Here is a 22,657-nt window from a genome sequence, read left to right on the forward strand (position 1 = left end):
CACAAGGTCAACCACCGAAAACCTGGGGGTAAACGAAATGAAGCGTCAAGGGATCGCCGTACTGGCCGGAGTCGCCGCTGTGATCGCCGGGACCGTGCTGCCGGCCGGGACCGCCGCTGCGGACGGGCTGCCGCTGCAGGCGCCGTGCACCGAGCAGAAGGACGTCACGGGACCGCAGTTCGCTGTCAACCTGTGCGACGTGATCGACGCGGACCAGTTCCGCACCAACCTCGCCAACGAGGGCAATGTCCACTGCGGGCCGACGTCGCTCTACAACGCGATGTACTACCTCGGCGAGCACAAGGGCCTGCCGATGCGGGTGACACCGAACGGTCAGCTGATGACTGAGTACGACCCGCACGACCCGGCCGACTACGACGAGGCCACCGCCTGGATCGGCTGGCTCGGCTTCAAGGCCGGCATGGGCCCGAACCCGAAGAGCTCCACTGCCAAGGGCAACCGGCTCGCCTTCGACGCGGCGACCGTCGGCGCCAAGGAGAGCGGCTGGACGGTCAACCGCGGCGAGGCCCGCACCGACGACTTCCCGGAGTTCGGGCTGGAGATCGCGAAGCGGCTGCGCCAGGCCCCGCTCCAGCTCTGGTACGGCCGGTACGTCCTGAACGCGGACAACACGCACACCCGCACCGGCGGCCACGCGGTCACCGTCGTCGCGGCCAAGGGTGATGTGGCGTCCGGCAAGGTCGAGCTGGCCCTGCACGACCCGGCCCGCTCCGACGACCACGGCACACCCGGCTACAAGGACACCCAGTCCGACATCCGCGACGAGACGGTCACCCTCTACAAGGTGAACATCCGGACCAAGTCGGTCGACGAGGAGACCGGGGTCGTGACGACCGCACAGCACACCTTCTGGCGGCTGTTCGGCGAGAGCTACACCGGCACGACACTGCAGTACGTCGAGGCCTTCAACTGGTTCGAGACCGCACCGCCGGTCGGCTGACGCAGTACCTGACGAGCGGCCCCTTGGAGGGAGGGGGCCGCTCGTTCTTGCGTCAGGTCAGGGCGCGGCCGAGTTCGCGGCGGCCGGTGATGCCTAGTTTGATGTAGATGCGGCCTAGGTGGTTCTCGACCGTCTTGGGTGACACGAACAGCTCTTGAGCGATGTCGCGGTTGCTGCGGCCGGTGACTGCGAGCCCGGCGACCCGGCGTTCGCTCGCAGTCAGGGAGTCCTGGCCCGGTGCCACCAGCGATCGCGGCCGATCCCCCAGAGCCTGCAGGACTTCGGCCACCCGGTTCCGCAGGACGACAGCGCCACAACTGGCCGCCAGCTCGCCGCCTCGATTGAGCGTCTCTCGAGCGTCCGTACGGCGGCCGACCACGCGATAGGCCTCACCGAGATCGACCAGGGCCCGTGCCAGCTCCAATCGGGCCGGCGAACGCTCCAACACGGCGACTGCCTCGGTCAGCGTCTCGACCCGGCGAGCCCCCTGCCCCACATCGACCTTGGCGGTCAGTCGCAGTGCGGCTCCCAGGTCGGTGGGCGCACCCCAGCGTCGAGTCAGGGCCAGCTGATCGCTCGCCAGCTCACGCGCCGCAGCCTCATCACCCAGTCGCAGCTGCGCCAACGCGGCGGGAGTCCGCCACGGGACCGCCGGTGGATCCAGATCCGCGGCCACCATCTCGTCGCGCAACCACAGCGCATGCTCAAGCGCAGCCAGCGGATCGTCCAGCTCCAACGCGATCCGGGCCCGGATCGCCTCCAGCCACATCGCCGCGATCACCCGCGGCGCATTCCGGCTCGACTCATCCCACTCGGCCAGCATCGCCTGCGCCCCGGCAAGATCACCGCGTTCCAGCGCCGCATACAACCCGAAGGTCACCGCGGTCGCCCGGATCGCCACGACCTGCGGTGTCAGATCCTCCGACTCGATCGCAGCCAGTACGCCGTCCGCGTCGGCCTCGACCGCCGGTAGATCACCGCAGCGCCACGCCAGGAAGTCCGCGACATTCGCGACCATCGCGAACTCGATCGGCGAACCGTGCCGCCGTACCCAGTCCTGTGCGCCGGCGATCTCGTCGCGGGCCGGTCCGACGCCGTCCGCTGCGATCAGCGACATCATCGCGAGCAGCCAGCCGACCAGCGGGTCCGCTTGGCCGACCGAGTCCTTGAGCAGCGCGCCGCGACGCAACGCGCGCTCCGCAGTACGCCGTACGTCGGCCGACGGGCTCACCTCGTACCGGCCGCACTGCGCGAGCAGCGCCAGCAGGATCCGCTCGTCGGGCGTATCACCGGGGACGTCGGCGAACCCGCGCAGGTGTTGCGAGGCGCGCTTGCGCTCCGACGGGAGATAGGACCGGATGATCCCGAGCCGTGCGTCCAGCGCCAACCGCGCCGACCTGTCATCGGTCCAGTCATCGAGTGCATGCATCAGCTCGGTCGCGGCCGCCACTGGCCCGTCAACCGCTGAGGTCGCGGTGGCCGCCGTACCGAGGAGGTCGGCGCGCTCTCGACCACTGCTCGCGTCGGCCGCAGCCAGTAGGTAGCGCCGGGCCGCCTGCGGATCGCCATTGCGGAGCAGGAGTTTCCCCAGCAGGCTCTGGAGTTTCGCGTTCGCCGGCTCGACCTCGATCGCACGATTCAGGTAGGCGATCGCCTTCTCGACGTCACCTGCCGTTGCGCACATCGTGGCGGCCTCGGTGAAGATCGCGACCGCGGAATCCAGCGTCCCGGCCGGCGCCTGGACCAGATGGGCTGCCACCCGATCGGCCGCCGCTCGCGCCGCCCACAGGGTCTCGGCCGCCCGGCCATGCAGCGTGGCCTGGTCGACCGGGCCCAAGGTCGAGGTCACCGAGTCGCGGATCACCGGGTGCACGAAGCTCAGCTGAGAGGCCTCGACACAAACGACATGAGCCGCGACCAGCTCATCCACCGCCGCGGCGAGCGCGGACTCGGGCAGTTGCGCGACCGAACCGGCCGCCCAGATATCCGTGCGAGCGCCGAACACCGCCACGGCCTTGGCCAAGGCGAGTGCGGTCGGCGACAACCTCGACAACAAGGTCCGGCTCACGGCACTCGCACCGAGCCCGCGGACGGTCTCCGCAGTCGCCGCATCCTTGGTCGACCGGTCCAGCACCGCCAACTCATCCAGCAGCGACTCGGCCAGGAACGGGTTCCCACCGCTCGCCGCCAGGACCGCATCCACGACCTGATCGGCCGCCTCGGTGCGGCTTCGTTCCGCAATCAGTACGGCGATGCCGTCGCGGCTCAGCGGTCGCGGTAGCAACCGCTCGACGTGCCGGGCGACGGTCAGCTCGGCCAGCGGACCCAGCCGGTCCGGCGGCGGCCGGGTCGCGACCACCAACGCGATAGGCAGGTCACCAACGCGCTTGGACAGATAGGACAGGAACCGCAGCGACGGCGGATCGGACCATTGAGCATCGTCGATGGTGATCAGCAGCGGTCGCGGCGAGGCCAGGTCGACCGCCACCCACCAGAGCGCGTGCAACGTCCGCGCCACCTCGGCGTCCCCGGCATCCGGAGTCGCCTTGTCGAGCGCCTCGATCGCGCGACCGGTCGGTCCGGCGATGATCGCGGCCCGCGTCTCCCCGGCGTACCGGGCGATCGACCGCTCGATCAGCTGCCGGACGACACCCCAGGCCAGCGCGCTCTCGACCTCGTCGCCGGTCGCCTGCATCCGGACGAAACCGCGTTCCTTGGCCATCGCACGGGTCTCGGCCACGAGTCGCGACTTGCCGATCCCGGCCTCGCCCTCGATCACGACGACCTTGCCCTCACCCCGACCGGCCGCATCCAGCGCGGCGGCGATCCGGGCGAGCTCGTCCGGCCGCTCGAGCACGCCGCTCACTCAGATCCTGGCAGCGCGTCGGCCACCCGGCTCAGCAGATCGGGATCCCGGAGTGGCTTGCCGTGACCGAACAGCACCAGCGCGGGCCGCAGCGCGGCGAGCCGGCGCATCGCCTGATGGTTGCGCCGGACATCGAAGGTCAGGAAGTTCCACGGCGCGGACACCTTGGGCAGCCGGAAGAAGACGTCACCACACAGCAGCGTCCGATCCGACTCCCGCCACAACGCGATGTGGCCGGGCGAGTGGCCCGGCACCTCCAGCACGGTGAAGCTGCCCACCTGGTCGCCCTCGACCAGTCGCCGGCTGACCGGATGCGGCGGCGGCATCTTGCCGCGGGCCATCAACCCGGGCAGCCATCCGGCGGCCGGTACCGGCGTGGCCGTCTCGATCGCCTCGGCGTCGTCGGCTCCCGCCCACAGCGGGATACCGAGCTCCTCGCAGACCGCGTGACTCGACCCGAAATGATCGGGGTGCGCATGGGTCACCACATGCGCGGCCACCTCCCGCCCCCGAAGCTGCCGCAGGATCCGCCCGGCCGCAGCCGGGGTCCCGGCATCGACCAGCACGTCGTCGACGAGGTACGCATTCATGAAATGCGGCGGCCGGCCCAACAACTGACCGACCCCCTCCGCAAGCTGCCGCACAGACGGATCTTAGAGGATGTCAGGCCTTCCGGGGTTGTTGCTGGGTGGCGCAGTGGATGGTGCCGCCGCCGGTGCAGAGGCCGTCGGTGGTGATCTGTACGACGATCTTGTCCGGGAACGCGTCGGCGACCGTGTCGAACGCTTCCGCGTCGGTCGCGTTGTCGCCGTACTGGCCGAGCACGATGCAGTCGTTCGCCTCGTAGTAGCCGATGTAGCCGGGTGCCGCGGTCTGCGCAAACTCGTCACCGCCACGCTCGGTGAACGGCAACGCCTGGTTCCGCGCCTTGTAGGTCTTGTAGACGGCGGCCGGATCGGGCTCGGGCAGAGTCGCCGTGGTCAGCTTCTTCGCACCGCCCAGCAGCCGGGTGCGCTGATCGGCCGGCACTGCGTTGATCTCGTCGACCGCCTGCAGGAGCACCTTGCGATCGCGCTTGTCCTCGGCTGCGCCGAACTCCGCCGACGCGTACAGCAGGTGGCCGGGTTCGGTGAACCGGGCCAGGAAGTCGACGTGCCAGTCGGTGACCTCGAGCCCCGGCCGGCCCGGCATCCACAGCATCCGCTCGATCCCGAACAGGCGGCGCAGCTCGACCTCGATCTCTTCCTTCTGCTTGCCGGGGTTCCGGTTCGGGTTCAGCAGGCAGCTCTCGGTGGCCACGCCGAGGCCGTGGCCGTTGACCTCGATCCCGCCACCCTCCATCGTCAGCCACGTCTTCACGACCGGTACGGCGGAATCGGCCGCGATCGCGGTCGCGACGGCCCGGTCCTCGTCGATCGGCTGGTCGACCACTCCGTTGGCGGCCTTGCGCGGGTCCTTCCGCCAACCCTCCAGACCGGTCGTGACCGGCGCTTGCCCCCAGCCGTTGAAGTTCAGGTTCACGCCGTGCAGTGCACCACTCGCGTCCGTCACGAAGACGGGTCCGGTGTCGCGGACCCAGAGGTCGTTCAGCGGGATCCGGACCAGGTCGAGCGGGTGGGACTTGATCGGCGGCAGCTCACTCTTCTTGACGTCGCCGAGGTAGATCCGGCCGGAGCCGTCGAGGTCGTTGCCGACCTGGTCCTTGGCCGACGACGCCGCGACGATGTCGGCCAGGAACCGGTTCGCCTCGGCCTCGTCGGCGGCGTTGTTCACCAGCAGCGCGACCGGCTCGAACCGCGAGATCGTCGCGGCCAGCCGGACCAGATCCTGCCGGGCGACGATCCGGGCGTTGGTCAGGTCCCGCCCGTACGCCGTCTCCGGTTCCTCACCCCAGACGCCCGGCGTCGCGCCGTACGCCATCCAGGTCACCTCGTGCGGAGCACCCTCGGCAGCCAGCAGGAAGCCGTCCTTGACCGCCCGCGGCTTCGGCTCTGCTTTGTCCGGACCACAGCCGCTCAGCCCGGCGGCGGCTACCACCCCGAAGCCTGCGGTGCGGATAAATCCCCGACGACCCATCATTGAACCTTGCTCTCCATTCTCGGTTGATACAGATGTGAGCGGGAGCGGCGGCTACGCTCCGAGCGTGACAGAAAACGGTGCCGCTGTCCCGAAGCGGCAGGAGCGTGGCGCGGCCCGCGAGCAGCAGATCGTGAGCGCCGCTGCCGAGTTGATCGCCGAGCGTGGGCTCGCGAACCTGCGCGTCGCCGACGTGGCCGAGCGAGCCGGGCTGGGCGCCGGCCACGTCTCGTACTACTTCCGCTCCAAGACGCTGTTGCTGATGCGCGCGATCCAGCAGTCCGAGGACGCGTTCATCGACCAAACCGAGGCCACCCTCGCCCGCATCCGCGACCCTTGGAAGCGGCTCGCCAAGTTCATCGAACTCTCCGCCGCCAACGGTCCGCGCGATCCCGGCTGGGTGCTCTGGTTCGAGGTCTGGAGCAACGCCGCCCAGTCCGACGAGGTCGCTCGCCTGCACGAAGAGCTCGACGCCCGCTCGTGCGCCCTGCTGGCGGACATCATCCGCCACGGCTGCGACCAAGGCGTCTTCACCACCGACGACCCGACCCAGGCCGCCATCGTCCTCGCCGCGACCATCGACGGCCTCTCCATCCAGCTCACCCTCGGCAAAGCCGGCCTGACCGCGCGCCAGGTCAACCGCCTCTGCCTCGACACCGCCCGCACCCTGCTGACCCACTAGACGCGCCCGTACGACGTGATGGCGTGACCGAAGTCGTCGAGCAACTCCTGGGTGACGCTGCGGCGAAGCTTGCCCAGGCTTCGCAGTACGCCGATGTAGTCGGCCGGCGTGAATACCGAGTGCTGGCTGTTCGACGTGGTGTCGCACAGCCGCACGACCGACTCCAGGTCGTCGTCGTGGTACTCCCTGATCAGCCACCGCTTCATCCCGCGAGAACCAACTCGGCCCACGGCAGACCGTGCGCGTCGGCAATCGGCCGATGCGTGACGTTGCCAGCGTGGGTGTTGAGTCCGCCGGCCAAGGCCGGGTCGCGGCGCATCGCCTCTTCCCAACCGCGGTCGGCGAGGGCAACGACGTACGGGAGGGTTGCGTTGGTGAGTGCGTACGTCGAGGTGTTCGCGACTGCGCCGGGCATGTTCGCAACGCAGTACAGGATCGAGCCGTGGACGGGGAAGGTCGGCTCGGCATGGGTGGTCGGGCGGGAGTCCTCGAAGCAGCCGCCTTGGTCGATCGCGATGTCGACCAGCACACTGCCCGGCTTCATCCGGCTGACCAGGTCGTTGCTGATCAGCTTGGGCGCCTTGGCCCCTGGCACGAGGACTGCGCCGATCAAGACGTCCGCCTCGAGTGCGGCCCGCTCGATCTCGAGTGGGTTCGAGACGACGGTGCGCACGCGGCCGCCGTACAGGGCATCGGCTGCTCGTAGGCGGTCCACGTCGAGGTCGAGCAGGGTGACCTCGGCACCGAGACCGACCGCTACGGCCGTTGCGCTCAGCCCCGAAACGCCGGCACCGATCACCACGAACTTCGCCGGATGGGTTCCCGGTACGCCGCCGGCCAGCACACCGCGACCACCTAGCGAACCCATCAAGTGATGCGCTCCGGCTTGCGGGGCGAGTCGACCGGCGACCTCACTCATCGGTGCAAGTAGTGGGAGGGCACCTGATGGCAACTGCACGGTCTCGTAGGCGATCGCGGTCACCTGGCGGTCGAGTAGTGCCTCGGTGCAGGAGCGGGACGCGGCAAGGTGCAGGTAGGTGAAGAGGACTTGGCCGGGGCGCATCCGCTCGTACTCGGGCTCGATGGGCTCCTTGACCTTGAGCAGCAGGTCGCCTGCCGCCCACACCTCGTCGGCCGTGTCGAGCACCTTCGCACCGGCCGCGAGGAACTCGGCGTCGGTGATGGACGAGCCGCGGCCCGCGCCGGTCTCGACGAAGACTTCGTGGCCGCGCCGGGTCAGTTGGTCGACGCCGGAGGGCGTGATCGCGACGCGGTACTCGTGGTTCTTGATCTCTTGGGGCACGCCAATCTTCATGGCGGTGCTGCCTTTCTAGGCTGGGTCAGAAGTGGTAGAGCTGCTGCAGGGGCACGCGATCGACCGCCGGCATGGTCAGCAACTCGCCGCGGAAGCGGGTCTCGCCGCTGCGCGGATCGACGACCACCGGGCCGGTGGCACCGTGATGTGCCATCGCGTCGAGCCGGACTGTCCGGCAACCGCGGATGGGTGCGAGCTTTCGACGCGTCGGTACGGCGGAGACGCCGGCCGCGGCCGCTGCTTGGTTGACGAAGAGCAGGGACAATTCAGCGGCGGTCGCGCCCAGTCCGCCGAACTGAGCGCCGAGGACGAGCGGTTCTGCGCTGTCGATCGAGGCGTTCGGATCGCCCGTCACGCCCCAGGCCGGGAACCCGGCCTTCAGGACGAGCTCGGGCTTGGCGCCGAACGTTGCCGGCCGCCACAACACGAGGTCGGCGAGCTTGCCGGGTTCGAGACTGCCGACGTACTCGTCGAGGCCGTGGACGCGGGCTGGGTTGATGGTGAGTTTTGCGAGGTACCGCAGGACTCGGTCGTTGTCTGCGCCGTGCGGGTCGCGCGACGGACGCAGAACGGACGCGAGCCCGAAGGTGCTGCGCCAGGTCTCCCCGGCGCGGCCCATCCCTTGAGCATCCGACGAGGTGATCGGGATGACGCCTAGGTCGTGCAGGAGGTTCTCGGCGCCCATGGTGGCCGCGCGAACCCGGTCGGCGGCCAGCGCGCGGTCGCCGGGCAGGTCGTCGCGAAGACCGTGCACGTGCGCGATCATCGCCCGGTGCTCGGCAACCGCGTCCCGGCCGAACGGCAAGGTCGGATTGGTCGACGAGGCAAGCACATGCGGGACACCGGCCAGGCTGAGTACGTCGGGCGTGTGCCCGCCGCCGCAACCCTCCACGTGGTAGGCGTGGATCGCCCGCCCGTCGAGCACGGCCAACGTGTCCGCGACGGTGAGCCCTTCGTTCAGTCCGTCGGTGTGCACCGCAACCTGTACGTCGTACTCCTCCGCCACTGTCAACGCGGTGTCGAGCGTCCGGAGGTGCGCCCCGGTGTCCTCGTGCACCTTGAATCCGCACACCCCAGATTCCATTGCCTCAAGCAACGGATCACGCCGGCTGCTGGATCCACGACCGAGCAGCCCGATGTTGAGTGGGTAGTCGTCGAAAGCGCCGTACCCGGTCCGCAGGATCCAGGCCGAGCCGACGCCGACACCCCAGAACGGGCCGATCTCCTGGCCGATGACGGTGGTCACGCCCGAGGCCAGCTCGGCCTCGCAGACCCGCGGCGACAACAGGTGCACGTGAGTGTCGATCCCGCCGGGTGTCGCAATGAGCCCTTCACCGGACACAACCGCCGTACCACTGCCGATCACCAGGTCGACATCGTCCATCGTGTCGGGGTTGCCGGCCTTGCCGATGCCGACGATGTGTCCTTCGCGGATCCCGATGTTGGTCGCGCGGATCCCGAGCACCGGATCGAGCAGCAGCACGTTGCTGATCAGCAGATCACAGGACTCGCTGGTCCGCACGGCCCGCATGCCGATCCCGTCCCGCCCCGTCTTCCCGAACCCCAGCAACACCTCATCCCGATCACTCCCCCGGTCATCCCGGTCCACCCGAACCACCAACCCGGTGTCCCCCAGCACCACCCGATCCCCCAGGCCCGGCCCATAAACCCCAGCCCGAGCCCGCGCATCAAGCGTCATCCCCGCACCGCCCGCGCCGCAGCATTCTCGGGATTGCCGTCTCCTGGGTGGTCGGTGTCGAGGAAGCCCCATTCGTGGGCACGAGAGAGCGCTTTCTCGCGGATCCCGGGGTCGTCGAGCGGACCGTCCACCAGACCGGCGAAGCCGACCACGACACGTCCGCCGCGAATCGGCGCGAGCGCCACGCGGGTCGGCGTACCGGGCTCGAACCGCACGTGGGTGCCGGCCGGTACGTCGAGGTGCCGCCCGTACGCCGCCGCCCGGGAGAACCGGAGTCGCGCGTTCGCCTCGAAGAAGTGGAAATGACTCGTCACCGAGATCACCACCGACGCCGTGTTCACCACCTCGACTGTGACCACCTCGCGAGTGGCAGCAGCGGGGAGAGCGCTCTCTGCGGGGATCACGGTGCCGGGCATGTCGTCTCGATCCGGCACCTGGCCGAAGGGGGTTGGGACGACGACCAGGCGGGAGCCGTCGGTGAAGACGGCTTCGACGGAGACCGTTCGGACGATGTACGGCACCTCGGGGAGGACCTCGGCGGCGGTCAACACCGACTGACCGGTCAGGACCGCGTCGGCGTGCCGGGCGCGGCGGCGGGCTGCCTCGCAGACCTCGTCTGCTATCAGGGCGGTGGCCTCGGGAACGTTCAGCAGCACGCCGGCCGCGCGGCGGCGGCGGGCCAGCTCGGCGGCCGAGAACAGCAGCAGCCGGTCCCGTTCGGTGGGGGTAAGTCGCATCCCGGAGATCCTTGCTCGAGGTCTTGACTAAAAATTCGGTCAACCACAAACTAACTCACCATGACGACGACCACAACGTCCCCCGATGCCGGCCCCGGCCTGGCCGCGAGCTACCCGGCCGAGCTGTCCCCGCACGGCCTCGCCGCCGCCCCGGCGACCCCGGTCCCGTACGTCGACGAACGCCTCACCCGCTACCGGATGCCGGCCGAATGGGACCTGCACGAACGCACGCTCCTCACCTGGCCGACCCGCCGCGAACTGTGGGCCGGCGTCTTCGAGGAGGCGAAGCGCGAGTACGCCACGGTCGCCCGAACCGTCGCCGACTTCGAGCCAGTGACCGTCGTCGCGCTCCCCGGGCGGAAGCAGGAGGTGCTCGACCACTGCGGTACCGCGAACATCGACGTACTCGAAGCTCCCGCCGACGACTCCTGGATCCGCGACAACGGACCGCTCGTCGTACGAGATGCCGACGGCAACCGCCTCGGCGTCGACTTCGCATTCAACTCGTGGGGCCGCAAGTTCCTCCCGTACGACCGGGACGCCACGCTGACCCCGCTGATCCTCGAGCACCTGGGCATCGAGCGAGTCCCGATCGATCTCGTCCTGGAGGGCGGCAGCATCACCGTGGACGGCGAGGGCACGCTGATCTCGACCGCGCAGTGCCTGCTGCACAGCAACCGCAATCCCGGGCTCTCCCAGGCCACGATCGAGGACACGATCCGGCGGGCGCTCGGGATCGACAGCGTGCTCCTGCTGCCGTTCGGGCATCTCGACGACCGGCACACCGACGGTCATGTCGACGGGGTCTGCACCTACGTCGCTCCCGGCCGCGTGGTCGCGCAGACCTGCAGCGATACCGCGAACATCAACCACGAAGCGATGTCCCGCAACCTGCGTCAGCTGCGCGACAACACCGACCGGCGCGGCCGGACAGTCGAGGTGCTCGGGCTCGACCTGTTCTCGTCGTTCGCTGTCGAGGGCGTGACGGACTACGTCTCGTACCCGAATTTCTACGTCGCCAACGGGGTCGTCGTCGTACCGGTGAGCGGCAACACCGGAGACGACGAGAGAGCGCTTTCTGTGATCAGCGCCCAGTTTCCCGACCGCGAGACGATCGGCGTCATCGGCCAGGTGATCGCGTTCGGCGGCGGCGGCCCGCACTGCATCACGATGCAGATCCCCGCAGCGATTGGCAGTACCCCATGACCCTTCTCACCGAACGACCACCGACCGCGCGGACCAGCGCCGAGGTGGAACTGACCGGACTGGCCAAGCGGTACGGCGGAACTGTGGCGGTCGATGATCTGTCGCTGACCGTCCCGGCCGGCGAGTTCGTCGCACTCCTCGGCCCATCCGGCTGTGGCAAGTCGACCACCCTGCGGATCCTGGCCGGCCTCGAACAACCGGACCGCGGCCAGGTCCTCCTGTCCGGTACCGACGTGACCGCCGTCCCGGCGCACCGCCGCGACATCCACACGGTCTTCCAGTCGTACGCGTTGTTTCCGCACCTCAGCGTCGCGGACAACGTCGCGTTCCCGCTCCGTCAGCGGGGAGTGTCCCGACCCGACATCCGCGGCCGCGTCGCCGATGCCCTCGCACTCGTCCAGCTTCCAGCGGCCGGCGACCAGCCCGTCACCAGCCTCTCCGGCGGTCAGCAGCAACGCGTCGCGCTGGCTCGCGCGATCGTCGATCGCCCGAGCGTCCTGCTCCTCGATGAACCGCTCTCCGCCCTCGACCGCAGTCTCCGGCAAGCCATGCAGGTCGAACTGCGGTTGCTCCAGCAGAACCTCGGCGTCACCACCGTTCTGGTGACCCACGATCAGGAAGAGGCGCTCAGCCTCGCGGACCGGATCGTCATCATGTCCGACGGCCGCGCCGAGCAGGTCGGTACCGCGGAGGAGGTCTACGACCATCCGGCGAGCCTGTTCGTCGCCCGCTTCGTCGGCGAACAGAACGAGATCAGCGGCATCGTCAACAGCCACGGCAAGCTGCAGCACGCGGATGTGGTGGTCGGCGCCCCGACGATCGCCGAGCCCGGCCCGGCACTCGCCCTGATCCGCCCCGAACACATCCGTGTCGGTCTCGACCTCAGCTCACCGGCCGACGTGAACAACATCGACGGGATCGTCCGCGGCGTGAGTATCGCGGGGATCTCCAGTGTGGTCCTCGTGCACTGCCGCGGGCTCACGCTCCTGGCCCGCGTCCCCCGCGACGGCCGGCCGCTCCCCCACGTCGGCGACCAGGTCCGCTGTTCCTGGGACCCCGCCCACGTCCGGATCTTTCCCACTCCGGAAGGTGCCTGATGAGATCACCCCGACGACTCGCGGCCCTGCTCGCGGCCGCTCTCGCCATCGGCGGGTGCAGCGCGCCTGACAACCACGCCGAGCCTCAGCCCACGACGTCGTACCCGAGCACTGTGCAGAAGGGCTCGACGCTGACGATCTACTCCTGGGCCGACTACATCTCCCAGGAGAACCTCACGGCTTTCGAGGCGGCGACCGGCGTCAAGGTGACCGTCGACGCCTATGCCTCCGCCGAGGAAGCGGTGGCGAAGCTCCGGCTGACCCAAGGCACCAGCGGCTACGACCTCGTCGTGATGGACGGTTCGTACATCCCGCAACTCACGCAGAGCAAGTCCTTGCTGGCCTGGGACAAGAGCCGCTTACCCGGTCTCTCCGGTCTGTCCAAGACCTTCACCGGTAAGTCCTGGGATCCGTCCAACACCTACGCGATCCCCAAGTCGGGCGGCTCGACCGGCTATGTCTGGGACAGCGCGATCATCAAGACACCGCCGGCCAACTGGAACAGTTTCTACGCAGACTTCGCCGACCCCTCGGTCAAACGCCGTACGTCGGTGATCGACGGCGCTCCGTCGTTCGTCGGCTCGTACTTCTGGGGTAACGGCATCTCCGACCAGACCACCGAGCGGTCCGACTACGCTGCGGCCGAGCAGTTCTACACCGACAAGGTGCTGCCACATCTCAAGGCGTTCAACTCCTATCCGCGTTCCGAGCTCGCCTCCGGTGAGATCGTGCTGGCCCAGGCGTTCACCGGCGATGCGCGTGGCGCGCTGATGGACGGTCCGAAGACGCTGCGCTTCGCACTCGGCGGACCGAAGACCGACCTGTACGTCGATCACTGGGTGCTCCCCAAGGGTTCGCAGAACATCGCCGCCGCCCATGCGTTCGTCGAGTTCCTGCTGAAGCCGGAGAACGCGGCTCGCGAGACCAAAGCGATCGGGTACTACACCGGCGTCGAAGCGTCCAAGAGCCTCCTGAAAGACCTGCCCTACAAGGAGATCGTCTTCTTCGACGAAGGTGTGCCTGCGGATCGGTTCGTTCCGGCCGAGGTGACGCCGGCGCGGAAGCAGGCGGTGGCCACGTTCCAGCGGCTCAAAGCCGTGGTCTCCCGATGAGGAGCGTCCGCGGGTTGGTTCCATCGCTGCCGGCCTTCGGCTGGTTGTGCCTGTTCTTCTTGTTGCCCGGTGCGTTGGTGGCGGTCTTCAGCCTCGGTGAATCGACGTTCTTCGGTACCAGTCCCGTCGATCTGAGCTCGCCGTCACTGGACCGGTACGGCGAGGCGACCAGCGACACGTTCCGGATCGTCTTCCAGAACACGCTGCAGCTCTCGATCGTCGGCACCGCCTTGTGCGTCCTGCTCGCCGTACCGATGGCCTATCTGATCGCCACCCGCCTCACCGGCTTCTGGAAGTACGCCGCGATCGCGGCCGTCGTCATTCCGTACTGGATGCCGTTCCTGCTCCGCACCTACTCCTGGCGGATCCTGCTCGGCGACCACGGACCGGTGACTGGCGTGCTGGGTATCGACAGCCTCGGCATCCTCGACACGCTGGCGGGCGCCCAGCTCGGTGTCGTCTACAACTACCTGCCGCTCGCGGTGCTGCCGATCGCCGTCGCGCTCGATCGTCTCGATCCTGCCCTCCGGAAGGCGGGCCGTGACCTCGGCGCGAGTCCGTGGCGGGTGTTCCGGCAGGTGACGTTGCCCGCGGTCCGGCCCGGTGTGATCAGCGCGGCGCTGCTCGTCTTCATCCCGTTGATGGGTGACTACGTGACGCCGTCCATCCTCGGTGGCGTCAAGGCCGCGGTGGCCGGTTCACTTGTCAGCAGTTCGTTCCTGGAGAGCCAGGACTGGGCGCTCGGCGCGGCGACCGCCGTACTGCTGATCGCTCTGGTGCTGCTCGTGCTGGGATGCGCGGCGTTGCTCTTGAAGCTTGCCGGCCTGCTGGTCAGGATCGTGAGGCCACTCGATCTGACCGCTCGCTTCACCCTCGGGAACAGAGCGTGGAGCCGCGACGTCTGGGGACCTGCCTTGCGCGTCTTCGGTGTCGCACTCTGCGCGTTTCTCTGGGTGCCGATCCTGACGATCGTCGTCTACTCGTTCAACGGCGGCCGGTCGCTGCCGGTGTGGTCCGGGTTCAGCACCCGCTGGTACGCCGCGGTCCCGGACAACCCGGCGCTGGTCAGCTCGATCGGGGTCTCGTTGCGAGTCGCGCTCATCTCGACCTTGGTGGCGGTGATCATCGGCACGCTCGCCGGTGCCGCACTCGCCCGGGCGGGCCGCCCACTTCGCCGTACTCTGCTCGGTCTGCTCCTCATCGTCTTCATCACCCCCGAGATCGTCTCCGCGATCGGGCTACTGCTCCTGTACGTCGCCGCTGGGCCGGCGCTGTCGAACGGAGTCGTCCGCCTGGTGATCGCGCACTCCGTGATCGCGGTCGCGATCGTGGCGTTCGTCGTACAGGCCAGGCTGTCGACGCTGGACCCGAGGCTGTCCGATGCGGCCGCGGATCTCGGCGCGCCACCTCGTGCCGTGTTCCGCCGGGTCACCGTCCCGCTCGCCGTACCCGCCGTACTGGCGGCTGCCGTTCTCGCGTCGACGGCCTCGCTCGACGACGTCGTCGCGGCCAGCATGCTCGGGAACGTCGGGACCACGACGCTGCCGGTCTTCGTCTACTCGACCCTCCGCAACGGCCTGCGCGGTGACGCGGCCGCGGCCTCGGTCGGCGTGATGCTGCTGATCGCGGTGGTCGTGGTCGTGATCGCGTGGGTACTGCGGCTGCGCGGGCAATCCAAGTCGTTCGCCGAAGGGTTGGTGGGCCAATGACTAGAATCGGTGGGATGACCGATCGCCGTACCCAGCTGCTGCAGGCCACCATTGCCGTCATCGCCCGCCGGGGCGTGCGCGGGATGCGGGTCCAAGAGGTGGCTGCCGATGCCGGAGTCTCGGTCACGCTGCTCTACCACTACTTCGGTAGCCGCGAGGGTCTGCTCGAGGCAGCCTTGGAGGCGGTCAGCGATCAGGCCGGCCGGTACGGCGAACAGGCAGCGGCCGGTGCGACGACCGCCCGGGCCGAGTTGGTCGCGCGGCTGGTTGGCGAGCTGAGCGGTACCGAGGAGGTGCAGACGAACTCCGCGGCCTGGGGTGAGCTGCGCTGGGCCTCCGTCTTCGACGATCGGTTGCGGCCTGCCGTGCACAAGCTGACCGCGGAGTGGGTCGACGAGATCGCCGAGCTCGTCGAACGAGTGCACACCGAGGAAGGCAACACCGGCGCCCGGGATTCCGGCGCGGTGGCCGAGCGCCTGGTCGCGCTCGTCGAGGGACTCTCCGGTCGTTGGCTGACCGGCGCCGTACCGCCCGAGCATCTGCAGGAACTGCTCGCCGACGCCATCAAGATCGAACTGCCCTGATCGCTGGGACAGCCCTTACAGGGTTGACGAAAGCAGCACTTCCGAACTCTTGACACACATCGTTGCCTGGAGCACATTTGCGGATAATTCTTGGTTCACATCCAAGAAAATCAGCTCGAGAGGATCCGCCATGAACGATCTCCCCAGCGGTTTGTCCCGCCGCCAGTTCGTCGCCCGGACCGGACTGGCCGCGGCCGGTCTCGCAGTGGCCGGCGGCGGCTGGCAGGCCCTCACAACCCGCGGAGCCGCGGTCGCCGCGCCGCCGTTCGCCGTACCGGCCGAGGACGTGCCGGTCCGGCGCACCTGGATGGCCTGGCCCTCCAGTACGTCGATCTGGGGCAACCTGCTCGGCGGTATCCAGGGCGATGTCGCCAAGCTGGCCAATGAGATCGTCAAGTACAACCCGGTGGTGATGTGCGCCGACGGTGCGTCGGCCGCGACCACGGCCCGCAGCCGGGTCAGCAGCTCGGTCACCGTGCTCAGCTCGATCCCGGTCAACGACTGCTGGATGCGCGACACCGGCCCGATCTTCCGGCTCAACGGCACCGGCGGCATGGACGCGTTCGGCCTCAACTTCAACGGCTGGGGCAACGAGCAGACCCACGCGAAGGACGCACTGGTCGCGCAGAACATCGCGACGTACGACGGCATCCCGCTGGCGCGCGCGAGTGTCGTCGGCGAGGGCGGCGGCGTGATCTACGACGGCGACGGCACCCTGATCGCCAACAAGAGCTCCTGGCTCGACTCCGCCCGCAACCCGGGCAAGACGCTCGCACAGATCGAGTCTGAACTGCTCATGCAGTACGGCGCGCAGAAGATGATCTGGTGCGCGGGTGTCTCGAACGAGGACATCACCGACGACCACATCGACAGCACCGTGCTGTTCGTCCGGCCGGGTGTCGTGATCGTGCAGCTGTCCAGCCCGTCCCGGCCGAGCAGCGTGTGGTCCCGCGATGCCATTGCGACTCGCGATCTGTTGTCCGCGGCAACCGATGCGAAGGGCCGCCGCTTCCAGGTCAGCACGATCTACGGGCCGTCGACGCTGCCGCGGATCCCGAGCTCGCAGTGGTCGACGTTCTTCGACGGGTACCTGAACTGTGCGATGACCAACTCGGCCGTCATCACCGCCCAGTTCGGCGATGCCCAGGCCGACGCAGCCGCGAAGGCGGCACTGGAGTCGGCGTTCGGCCGGCCGGTCGTGCAGCTCAACCTCGACCGCCTGATGGGTGACGGTGGCGGCGGTGCGCACTGCGTCACGATGAACGAGCCGGTCTCGACGCCCGGTCCGACCCCCACCCCGACTCCGACGCCGACTGGTCCGGCAGTCGTTGCCGACAAGACGACGGTACGGCGAGGTGGCGCGATCACCGCGACCGTCACGAACGGACCGGGCAATCCGCGCGACTGGGTCGGGCTCTACCGCGCCAGCGCAGGCAACACGGCCGGCGGGGTCGACGAGAAGTACCTGAACGGCCGCAACACCCCGCCGTCGAGCGGGCTCACCTCGGCCACGATCACCTTCACCGCGCCGAGCACCACCGGCACCTACAACTTCCGCTTCTTCGCCTACGACGACTACACCCTGCTCGCCGCCTCCCCCACCTTCACGGTCACCTGAACAAACGCTGGACGGCCTTCTGCAAAAGACCGTCCAGCGCAGTCTGTGACGGACCCGGCGGGTCCTGGGTTCCGTCCTACTGGAAGGTCCGGAAGAATTTCCGGATGTCGTCGACGAGTAGGTCGGGGGCGTCCTGGGTGGCCCAGTGGCCGCCGCGGTCGTACTCGTTCCAGGAGACGATGTTCGCGTGGTCGCGGTCGGCGAACCGGCGCAGCGGGGTGAAGTCGTTGGCGAAGCTGGCCAGACCGGTCGGTGCCTTGGTTGCCTCGGTGGGGTGCTCGGCGTGGTGGTCCTCGTAGTAGAACCGTGCCGATGACGCCGCCGTGTTGGTCAGCCAGTAGATGGTCGCGTTGGTCAGCACGTGCTCGTCCTCGCAGGCCGCGAGCAGCTGCGCGATCCAGGCGAGCTGACCACTCGGTGAGTCGGCCAGTGCGTGTGCGAGGTTCTGCGGCGCGGTCTCCTGCAGCTTCGCGTACGCCGACATCTCCTCGTTGAACTTCTGCAGGAAGCCGAGGTATTCGATGTCCTTCTCGGTCAGCCCTTCGAACTCGGCCGGGTCACCGGACGGGAACGAGAACAGTTGGGTGACGTGGACGCCGATCACCTGATCCGGCGCGATCCGGCCCAGCTCCGGCGACACGAACGAGCCCACATCGTTGCCGTGGGCACCGAACTTCTCGTAGCCCAGCCGCCGCATCAGCTCGGCCCACGCGCGCGCCGTACGGTGCCGGTTCCATCCCTTCTCATGCGTCGGTCCGGAGAACCCGAAGCCCGGCAGCGACGGTACGACGACATGGAACGCGTCGGCCGGGTCACCGCCATGCGCCCGCGGGTCGGTCAGCGGGCCGATCACGTCGAGGAACTCGACGACGCTGTTCGGCCAGCCGTGCGTGAGGATCAGCGGGGTGGCGTCGGCCTCGGGCGAGCGGACGTGCAGGAAGTGGATGTTCTGGCCGTCGATCTCGGTGGTGAAGTTCGGGCACTCGTTCAGCCGCGCCTCCCACTTGCGCCAGTCATAGCTGTCCCGCCACGTCTCGACGAGCCGCTGCACATACTCCAGCGGTACGCCGTACTCCCAGCCCGGCGTGACCGGACCGCGCTGGATGCCGTCGGTGACCTGGTCGCGCGGCAGCTCGTTGGCCCAGCGGACGCGCTCCAGTCGAGCGGCCAGATCATCCAGCTGTGACTGGGGAACTTCGATCCGCAACGGCCGGATCTCGTCGTCCGCAGTATCCCGCGGGGTGCTGTTCGGAGTGTTCACTGTCATCTCCTCAGAGGTCGTTGTATTCCGGCCTTCTCTCGCCCCCGGCCGGTCTACGATCACAGCGTGCTGGCAGACCGCTTCCGGCGAATCCGTGGAACGCGGTATTTCCATGTCCGGTGACGATCTGTCCGCCCTCGGACGACAACCAGTGGTCAGCCCCTTGTACGTCGGGCGCCGTACCGAGCTCGCGGAGTTGCGAACCGCGGCCGCTCAGGTCGAGGCGGGCGGTTCGGCGCGGATCCTGATTGCCGGTGAGGCCGGGATCGGCAAGTCGCGACTCGTCACCGAGTTCGGCGGGACCCTCGGCGCGGACTGGTTGATCGTCACCGGTGCCTGCCCGGAGCTCGGTGCCGAACACCTCCCGTACGTCGGCTTCCTGCCGGTCGTCCAGCAGCTCGTCCAAGCCGAAGGCGGTTCGGCGTCGGGATCGCCGCTGCGGACGCTGCTCCCCCAGCAGGATGTCCAGAACAGTCGATTGACCCTCCTGCACGAACTGCTCGCACTGGTGGAGCGGGCGGCCACCAAACGCCCGTTGTTGCTTGTCGTCGAAGACCTGCATTGGGCCGACGGTGCGAGCCGTGAACTGTTCGGCTACCTCGCGCGGAATCTCGGCCGGCTGCCCGTCCTGCTCGTCGGCACGGTCCGGACCGGTGAGCTGCCGGCCGGGCACCCGATCCGACAGTTGGTCGCCGAGCTCGGTCGCCGACCGGACGTGACGACGCTGGAACTCGGGCCGTTGCGGCAGCGCGATGTCGGTGAGCAGCTGACGGCGATCGACGGCCGGTACGACCCGGCGCGCGCCGCGACCATTCATCGCCGTTCCGGTGGCAATCCGTTGTTCGTGGAGGCATTGGCCCACGATGCGCCTGGGAGCGCGCGGAGTGGGACCGCGCAGTTGCGGACACTCTTGCAGGAACGCGTTGCCCGGCTGTCAGAGAGCGCTCGCCCGGTTCTCGCAGTCGCCTCGATCGCGGGGGCGACCGTGGGCCACGAGCTACTGACGTTGCTGGTCGGCCGGACGGATGACGAACTCGACCTTGCCCTCCGCGAGCTGGTTGAGCGAGACCAGTTGCAGACCACTGCGACCGGCTATCAGTTCCGGCACGCGCTGATCCGGGAGGCCGTCTACACCGGGCTTCTCCCGGCCGAACGCCGTCGCCTGCATGGACGCGCGGCGAGAGCGCTCTCCGAGTTTCCCGCGCTCGCTGCCCAAGGACTCCCGGCCGCCGAACTGGCCGAGCACTGGTACCTGGCCGGCCGGACCGAGGAGGCGTACCAGGCCTCGCTGATCGCCGCCGACGAGGCCCGCGCAAGCTTCGCCTACATCGAAGAGCTGCGACACCTGGAACGCGCTCTCTCGTTGCGTCCCGCCGACAACCCCGAGCGGCTGACGCTGCTCGAACGCGCGATGGCCGCCGCCATCCCGGCCGGAGCTGCCAACCAAGGTCTGCAACACACCATGGCGGCCTGGGAGCTGGTCGATCCTGATCGCGAACCTGGCCGCGCTGCCGAGATCCTGATGTTCCGCGCGCAGTTCAGGAGTCGCCGCGATCTCACCGCCCGGGCCGACCTCGACCGCGCACTCGAACTGATCCCTACCGACCGACCTAGCTACACCCTCGGCATCGTGCACTATCTGCTCGCGATCGACGAGGCCACTGCCCGGCGCGGCCCGTCGGCCACTCGCCATGCCGTCGCGGTCACCGAGATCGCCGAGACCCTGGACGACGACCGGCTGCGCTGCCGTGCCCTCGCGGCGCAGGGAGACGCGTTGATTATGACCGGTCAGCCGGATGCGGGCGTCCTCGTCTCACGCCAGGCCCAGGAGCTCGCCACCGCGATCGGCGACGACTACGTGCTGGTCGCGAGCGTGCTGTGGGAATGCGCCGCACTCGGGATGGCCGGACGCTTCGAGGAACTCGCGACTCGGTGTCCGACCGCCATCAGGCAGGCCGAGCTCGTGGGGATGCAGAAGTGGCGAGGGCCCTTGCTGGCGGTCAATCTGGCCATGGCACAGGTCGCACTCGGCCATTGGAACCAGGCTGTCGAAACCATCGAGGAAGCACTGGCGAGCGAACCCGAACCGCTGTACGCGATGGTCCTGCGGGCACAGTTGGCCGACATCCACATTCACCGTGGGGACTTCGACCAGGTTGCCGGACTCCTCATCACGGCCGACGAGGTGTTCGCCGGATCGGCGACGTACCGCAACTACATCCTCGGCTACATCACCTCGCTGTGGTGCGAGCTGGCGATGGCCCGGCAGGAACCCGAAGCGGCCAACCGCGAGGTCGACCTGTTCCTGCAGCACTGCCGCGACCAGCGCGACTCGCTACAACCCGACACCGAAGGCCTGATCGGCGTCGCGCGCCTCCAACGCGCCCGCCTCGCCGCCGCACCACGCAACCGCGAGATCGCCGCCGACGTCACCCGGATCCGGGCCGCCCTCGCCGACCTCGTCACCCTGATCCCGACCGGATCGCGGCTGACCGAGGCTTACCGGTTCACCATCAAGACCGCGCTCGGCCCCGGCCTGATGGCCGAGTGGGACCAGGCAGCCGACCATTGGCGGCAACTCGGTCACCTGTACGGCACGGCCGAGTGCCTGATCAGCTCGGCCGAGGCAGCCCTTGCCACCAGCAACCGCGCCGGCGCCCGCCGCCGACTGGAAGAAGCCCGCGACCTAGCCACCGTGTACGGCGGCACGGTCGCCCTGGACCGCATCGCCGTCCTAGGCCAACGAGCCCGCCTCGAACCCCCGACCACCACACCCGAGGACGACACGGGCCTGACTGCGCGGGAGTACGACGTACTGCGGCTGCTAGCCCGCGGTCTGCCGAACCGGCAGATCGCCGCCGAGCTCTACATCTCCCCCGCCACCGTAGGTGTCCACGTAGGCCGCATCCTCACCAAACTGAACGCCACCACCCGCACCGAGGCCACCGCAGTCGCACACACCCTGGGCCTGCTCACGGACTAACCAACGCCGCCACCGCTGATCGGGCCTCCGCGAAGCTGGTGATCGCCGCATTGGTCGGCACTGTGGCGACCAGGGCATCGAACGCTCGCCGGTCGTGGGCGTACATCCCTTTGCTGGTCTCCGGACTCCGCACCAGGAACCCAGCCACCCCAGCTGCGATCTCGTGCTGGCCCAGCTGGGACGCCGCTCGTGCCAGGTGGACGAGGTCGACGTGCTGCTGTTCGAAGTCGTCGATCTCGGTGCGGATGCCTAATGCCCCGAGGAGGAGCGGCACCGCGTCCGCGGCTCGGTCGACCGCCAGCGCCGCAACGCCCAAGCCGCTCAAGGCGTTCCCGGTCAGGTTCACGATTCCGACCGCGGGTGCCAGCGCGAGTGCGCGGAGGAACTCGCTGCGCGATTCGTCGGGGCGGCCTTCTCCCAGGAGCAAGAAGCCCAGCTCCTGCCGCACGTAGGCCTCTGCCATCAGATCGGCTCTGGCCAGCGCCAGCTCCAAGGCCACCTCGAGATGCAGCCGCGTCTCGGCGAGGTTGCCTTCCTTGTGGCTCACCACGCCCAGGATCGACCGGATCCGCAGGAGCATGTCTTCCAGGCCGGCATCCTCGGCCCCGGCCAGCGCCTCTTCCAGGTAGCGCCGCGCGGGCTCGACCTCGCCGGCCATCTCGTGCCGGCGGCCCTGGCGGTACAGGTTTTCGACCCTCTCGCGCATCCTCGCCTCCTCGCATTGACGGTACTGGAGGTTGCGGGTGACGGA

18 protein-coding genes are annotated in these 22,657 nt (G+C 68.7%); 9 read left to right on the forward strand and 9 right to left on the reverse strand.

Translation table 11 applies throughout. The features are described from left to right. Window positions 1–37 precede the first annotated feature (37 nt). On the forward strand, window positions 38–961 hold the full coding sequence (locus ABD231_RS04985; protein ID WP_344145648.1) for a hypothetical protein: 924 nt from the start codon (window positions 38–40) through the stop codon (window positions 959–961). 52 nt (window positions 962–1,013) lie between these two features. Here the strand turns inward: ABD231_RS04985 and ABD231_RS04990 are convergent, their stop codons facing one another. From ABD231_RS04990 to ABD231_RS05000, 3 genes are read right to left on the reverse strand one after another with little or no spacing between them, the layout of a single operon-like run. Next, window positions 1,014–3,827 carry a helix-turn-helix transcriptional regulator gene (locus ABD231_RS04990; RefSeq protein ID WP_344145649.1) on the reverse strand — a complete coding sequence of 938 codons (2,814 nt, stop codon included), beginning with the start codon at window positions 3,825–3,827 and terminating at the stop codon, window positions 1,014–1,016. Beyond that, a complete protein-coding gene (locus ABD231_RS04995; RefSeq protein WP_344145650.1) occupies window positions 3,824–4,471 on the reverse strand; it encodes an MBL fold metallo-hydrolase in 648 nt (215 codons plus the stop codon). Before ABD231_RS04995 ends, ABD231_RS04990 begins: the two co-directional genes overlap by 4 nt. Before the next feature lie 19 nt (window positions 4,472–4,490). Next, the gene (locus ABD231_RS05000; RefSeq protein WP_344145652.1) at window positions 4,491–5,906 is read right to left on the reverse strand and encodes an agmatine deiminase family protein; all 1,416 of its coding nucleotides are present in this window, start codon (window positions 5,904–5,906) and stop codon (window positions 4,491–4,493) included. A gap of 64 nt (window positions 5,907–5,970) precedes the next feature. On the opposite strand from ABD231_RS05000, the gene ABD231_RS05005 reads away from it, so the two are divergent. Continuing rightward, entirely contained in the window at window positions 5,971–6,585 is a 615-nt protein-coding gene (locus tag ABD231_RS05005; RefSeq protein ID WP_344145654.1) for a TetR/AcrR family transcriptional regulator, read from the forward strand. On the opposite strand, the gene ABD231_RS05010 is transcribed toward ABD231_RS05005, so the two are convergent. The 4 genes from ABD231_RS05010 to ureB are packed head-to-tail and all read right to left on the reverse strand — an operon-like array spanning window position 6,582 to window position 10,336. Continuing rightward, on the reverse strand, window positions 6,582–6,791 hold the full coding sequence (locus ABD231_RS05010; protein WP_344145656.1) for a hypothetical protein: 210 nt from the start codon (window positions 6,789–6,791) through the stop codon (window positions 6,582–6,584). The genes ABD231_RS05005 and ABD231_RS05010 overlap by 4 nt on opposite strands. After that, window positions 6,788–7,900, reverse strand: a complete 1,113-nt coding sequence (ald, locus tag ABD231_RS05015) for an alanine dehydrogenase (protein ID WP_344145659.1) — start codon at window positions 7,898–7,900, stop codon at window positions 6,788–6,790. Before ald ends, ABD231_RS05010 begins: the two co-directional genes overlap by 4 nt. Before the next feature lie 25 nt (window positions 7,901–7,925). Further along, the gene (locus tag ABD231_RS05020) at window positions 7,926–9,599 is read right to left on the reverse strand and encodes an urease subunit alpha (RefSeq protein ID WP_344145661.1); all 1,674 of its coding nucleotides are present in this window, start codon (window positions 9,597–9,599) and stop codon (window positions 7,926–7,928) included. Then, a complete protein-coding gene (gene ureB, locus ABD231_RS05025; protein ID WP_344145664.1) occupies window positions 9,596–10,336 on the reverse strand; it encodes an urease subunit beta in 741 nt (246 codons plus the stop codon). The genes ABD231_RS05020 and ureB overlap by 4 nt, the downstream gene beginning before the upstream one ends. A gap of 60 nt (window positions 10,337–10,396) precedes the next feature. Here ureB and ABD231_RS05030 point away from each other — a divergent pair, with 60 nt between their 5' ends. From ABD231_RS05030 to ABD231_RS05055, 6 genes are all read left to right on the forward strand, one after another. Next, window positions 10,397–11,542, forward strand: coding sequence for an agmatine deiminase family protein (locus tag ABD231_RS05030; protein ID WP_344145667.1), 1,146 nt, complete (start codon window positions 10,397–10,399; stop codon window positions 11,540–11,542). Next, window positions 11,539–12,639: an ABC transporter ATP-binding protein gene (locus ABD231_RS05035; protein WP_344145670.1), complete on the forward strand. Its 1,101-nt coding sequence runs from the start codon at window positions 11,539–11,541 to the stop codon at window positions 12,637–12,639. Before ABD231_RS05030 ends, ABD231_RS05035 begins: the two co-directional genes overlap by 4 nt. Beyond that, window positions 12,639–13,751, forward strand: coding sequence for a polyamine ABC transporter substrate-binding protein (locus ABD231_RS05040; protein ID WP_344145673.1), 1,113 nt, complete (start codon window positions 12,639–12,641; stop codon window positions 13,749–13,751). The genes ABD231_RS05035 and ABD231_RS05040 overlap by 1 nt, the downstream gene beginning before the upstream one ends. Next, the gene (locus tag ABD231_RS05045; RefSeq protein WP_344145676.1) at window positions 13,748–15,460 is read left to right on the forward strand and encodes an ABC transporter permease subunit; all 1,713 of its coding nucleotides are present in this window, start codon (window positions 13,748–13,750) and stop codon (window positions 15,458–15,460) included. The genes ABD231_RS05040 and ABD231_RS05045 overlap by 4 nt, the downstream gene beginning before the upstream one ends. Before the next feature lie 14 nt (window positions 15,461–15,474). Then, on the forward strand, window positions 15,475–16,044 hold the full coding sequence (locus tag ABD231_RS05050) for a TetR/AcrR family transcriptional regulator (protein WP_344145679.1): 570 nt from the start codon (window positions 15,475–15,477) through the stop codon (window positions 16,042–16,044). A gap of 130 nt (window positions 16,045–16,174) precedes the next feature. Next, the gene (locus ABD231_RS05055; protein WP_344145682.1) at window positions 16,175–17,662 is read left to right on the forward strand and encodes an agmatine deiminase family protein; all 1,488 of its coding nucleotides are present in this window, start codon (window positions 16,175–16,177) and stop codon (window positions 17,660–17,662) included. A 76-nt stretch (window positions 17,663–17,738) separates the two neighbouring features. Here the strand turns inward: ABD231_RS05055 and ABD231_RS05060 are convergent, their stop codons facing one another. After that, window positions 17,739–18,929, reverse strand: coding sequence for an epoxide hydrolase family protein (locus tag ABD231_RS05060; RefSeq protein WP_344145685.1), 1,191 nt, complete (start codon window positions 18,927–18,929; stop codon window positions 17,739–17,741). A gap of 106 nt (window positions 18,930–19,035) precedes the next feature. On the opposite strand from ABD231_RS05060, the gene ABD231_RS05065 reads away from it, so the two are divergent. Then, window positions 19,036–21,906: an ATP-binding protein gene (locus tag ABD231_RS05065; RefSeq protein WP_344145688.1), complete on the forward strand. Its 2,871-nt coding sequence runs from the start codon at window positions 19,036–19,038 to the stop codon at window positions 21,904–21,906. Here ABD231_RS05065 and ABD231_RS05070 read toward each other — a convergent pair. Next, window positions 21,896–22,612 carry a tetratricopeptide repeat protein gene (locus ABD231_RS05070; RefSeq protein WP_344145691.1) on the reverse strand — a complete coding sequence of 239 codons (717 nt, stop codon included), beginning with the start codon at window positions 22,610–22,612 and terminating at the stop codon, window positions 21,896–21,898. The two genes, ABD231_RS05065 and ABD231_RS05070, sit on opposite strands and share 11 nt — an antisense overlap. Window positions 22,613–22,657 lie beyond the last annotated feature (45 nt).

Source organism: Kribbella yunnanensis (assembly GCF_039529655.1).
Lineage (GTDB): Bacteria > Actinomycetota > Actinomycetes > Propionibacteriales > Kribbellaceae > Kribbella > Kribbella yunnanensis.

Coding starts and splice junctions, on each gene's coding strand:
- ABD231_RS04985 (WP_344145648.1), top strand. CDS start 38: ATGAAGCGTCAAGGGATCGCCGTACTGGCCGGAGTCGCCGCTGTGATC.
- ABD231_RS05000 (WP_344145652.1), bottom strand. CDS start 5,906: ATGATGGGTCGTCGGGGATTTATCCGCACCGCAGGCTTCGGGGTGGTA.
- ABD231_RS05010 (WP_344145656.1), bottom strand. CDS start 6,791: ATGAAGCGGTGGCTGATCAGGGAGTACCACGACGACGACCTGGAGTCG.
- ald (WP_344145659.1), bottom strand. CDS start 7,900: ATGAAGATTGGCGTGCCCCAAGAGATCAAGAACCACGAGTACCGCGTC.
- ABD231_RS05020 (WP_344145661.1), bottom strand. CDS start 9,599: ATGACGCTTGATGCGCGGGCTCGGGCTGGGGTTTATGGGCCGGGCCTG.
- ureB (WP_344145664.1), bottom strand. CDS start 10,336: ATGCGACTTACCCCCACCGAACGGGACCGGCTGCTGCTGTTCTCGGCC.
- ABD231_RS05030 (WP_344145667.1), top strand. CDS start 10,397: ATGACGACGACCACAACGTCCCCCGATGCCGGCCCCGGCCTGGCCGCG.
- ABD231_RS05035 (WP_344145670.1), top strand. CDS start 11,539: ATGACCCTTCTCACCGAACGACCACCGACCGCGCGGACCAGCGCCGAG.
- ABD231_RS05040 (WP_344145673.1), top strand. CDS start 12,639: ATGAGATCACCCCGACGACTCGCGGCCCTGCTCGCGGCCGCTCTCGCC.
- ABD231_RS05045 (WP_344145676.1), top strand. CDS start 13,748: ATGAGGAGCGTCCGCGGGTTGGTTCCATCGCTGCCGGCCTTCGGCTGG.
- ABD231_RS05050 (WP_344145679.1), top strand. CDS start 15,475: ATGACCGATCGCCGTACCCAGCTGCTGCAGGCCACCATTGCCGTCATC.
- ABD231_RS05055 (WP_344145682.1), top strand. CDS start 16,175: ATGAACGATCTCCCCAGCGGTTTGTCCCGCCGCCAGTTCGTCGCCCGG.
- ABD231_RS05060 (WP_344145685.1), bottom strand. CDS start 18,929: ATGACAGTGAACACTCCGAACAGCACCCCGCGGGATACTGCGGACGAC.
- ABD231_RS05065 (WP_344145688.1), top strand. CDS start 19,036: ATGTCCGGTGACGATCTGTCCGCCCTCGGACGACAACCAGTGGTCAGC.
- ABD231_RS05070 (WP_344145691.1), bottom strand. CDS start 22,612: ATGCGCGAGAGGGTCGAAAACCTGTACCGCCAGGGCCGCCGGCACGAG.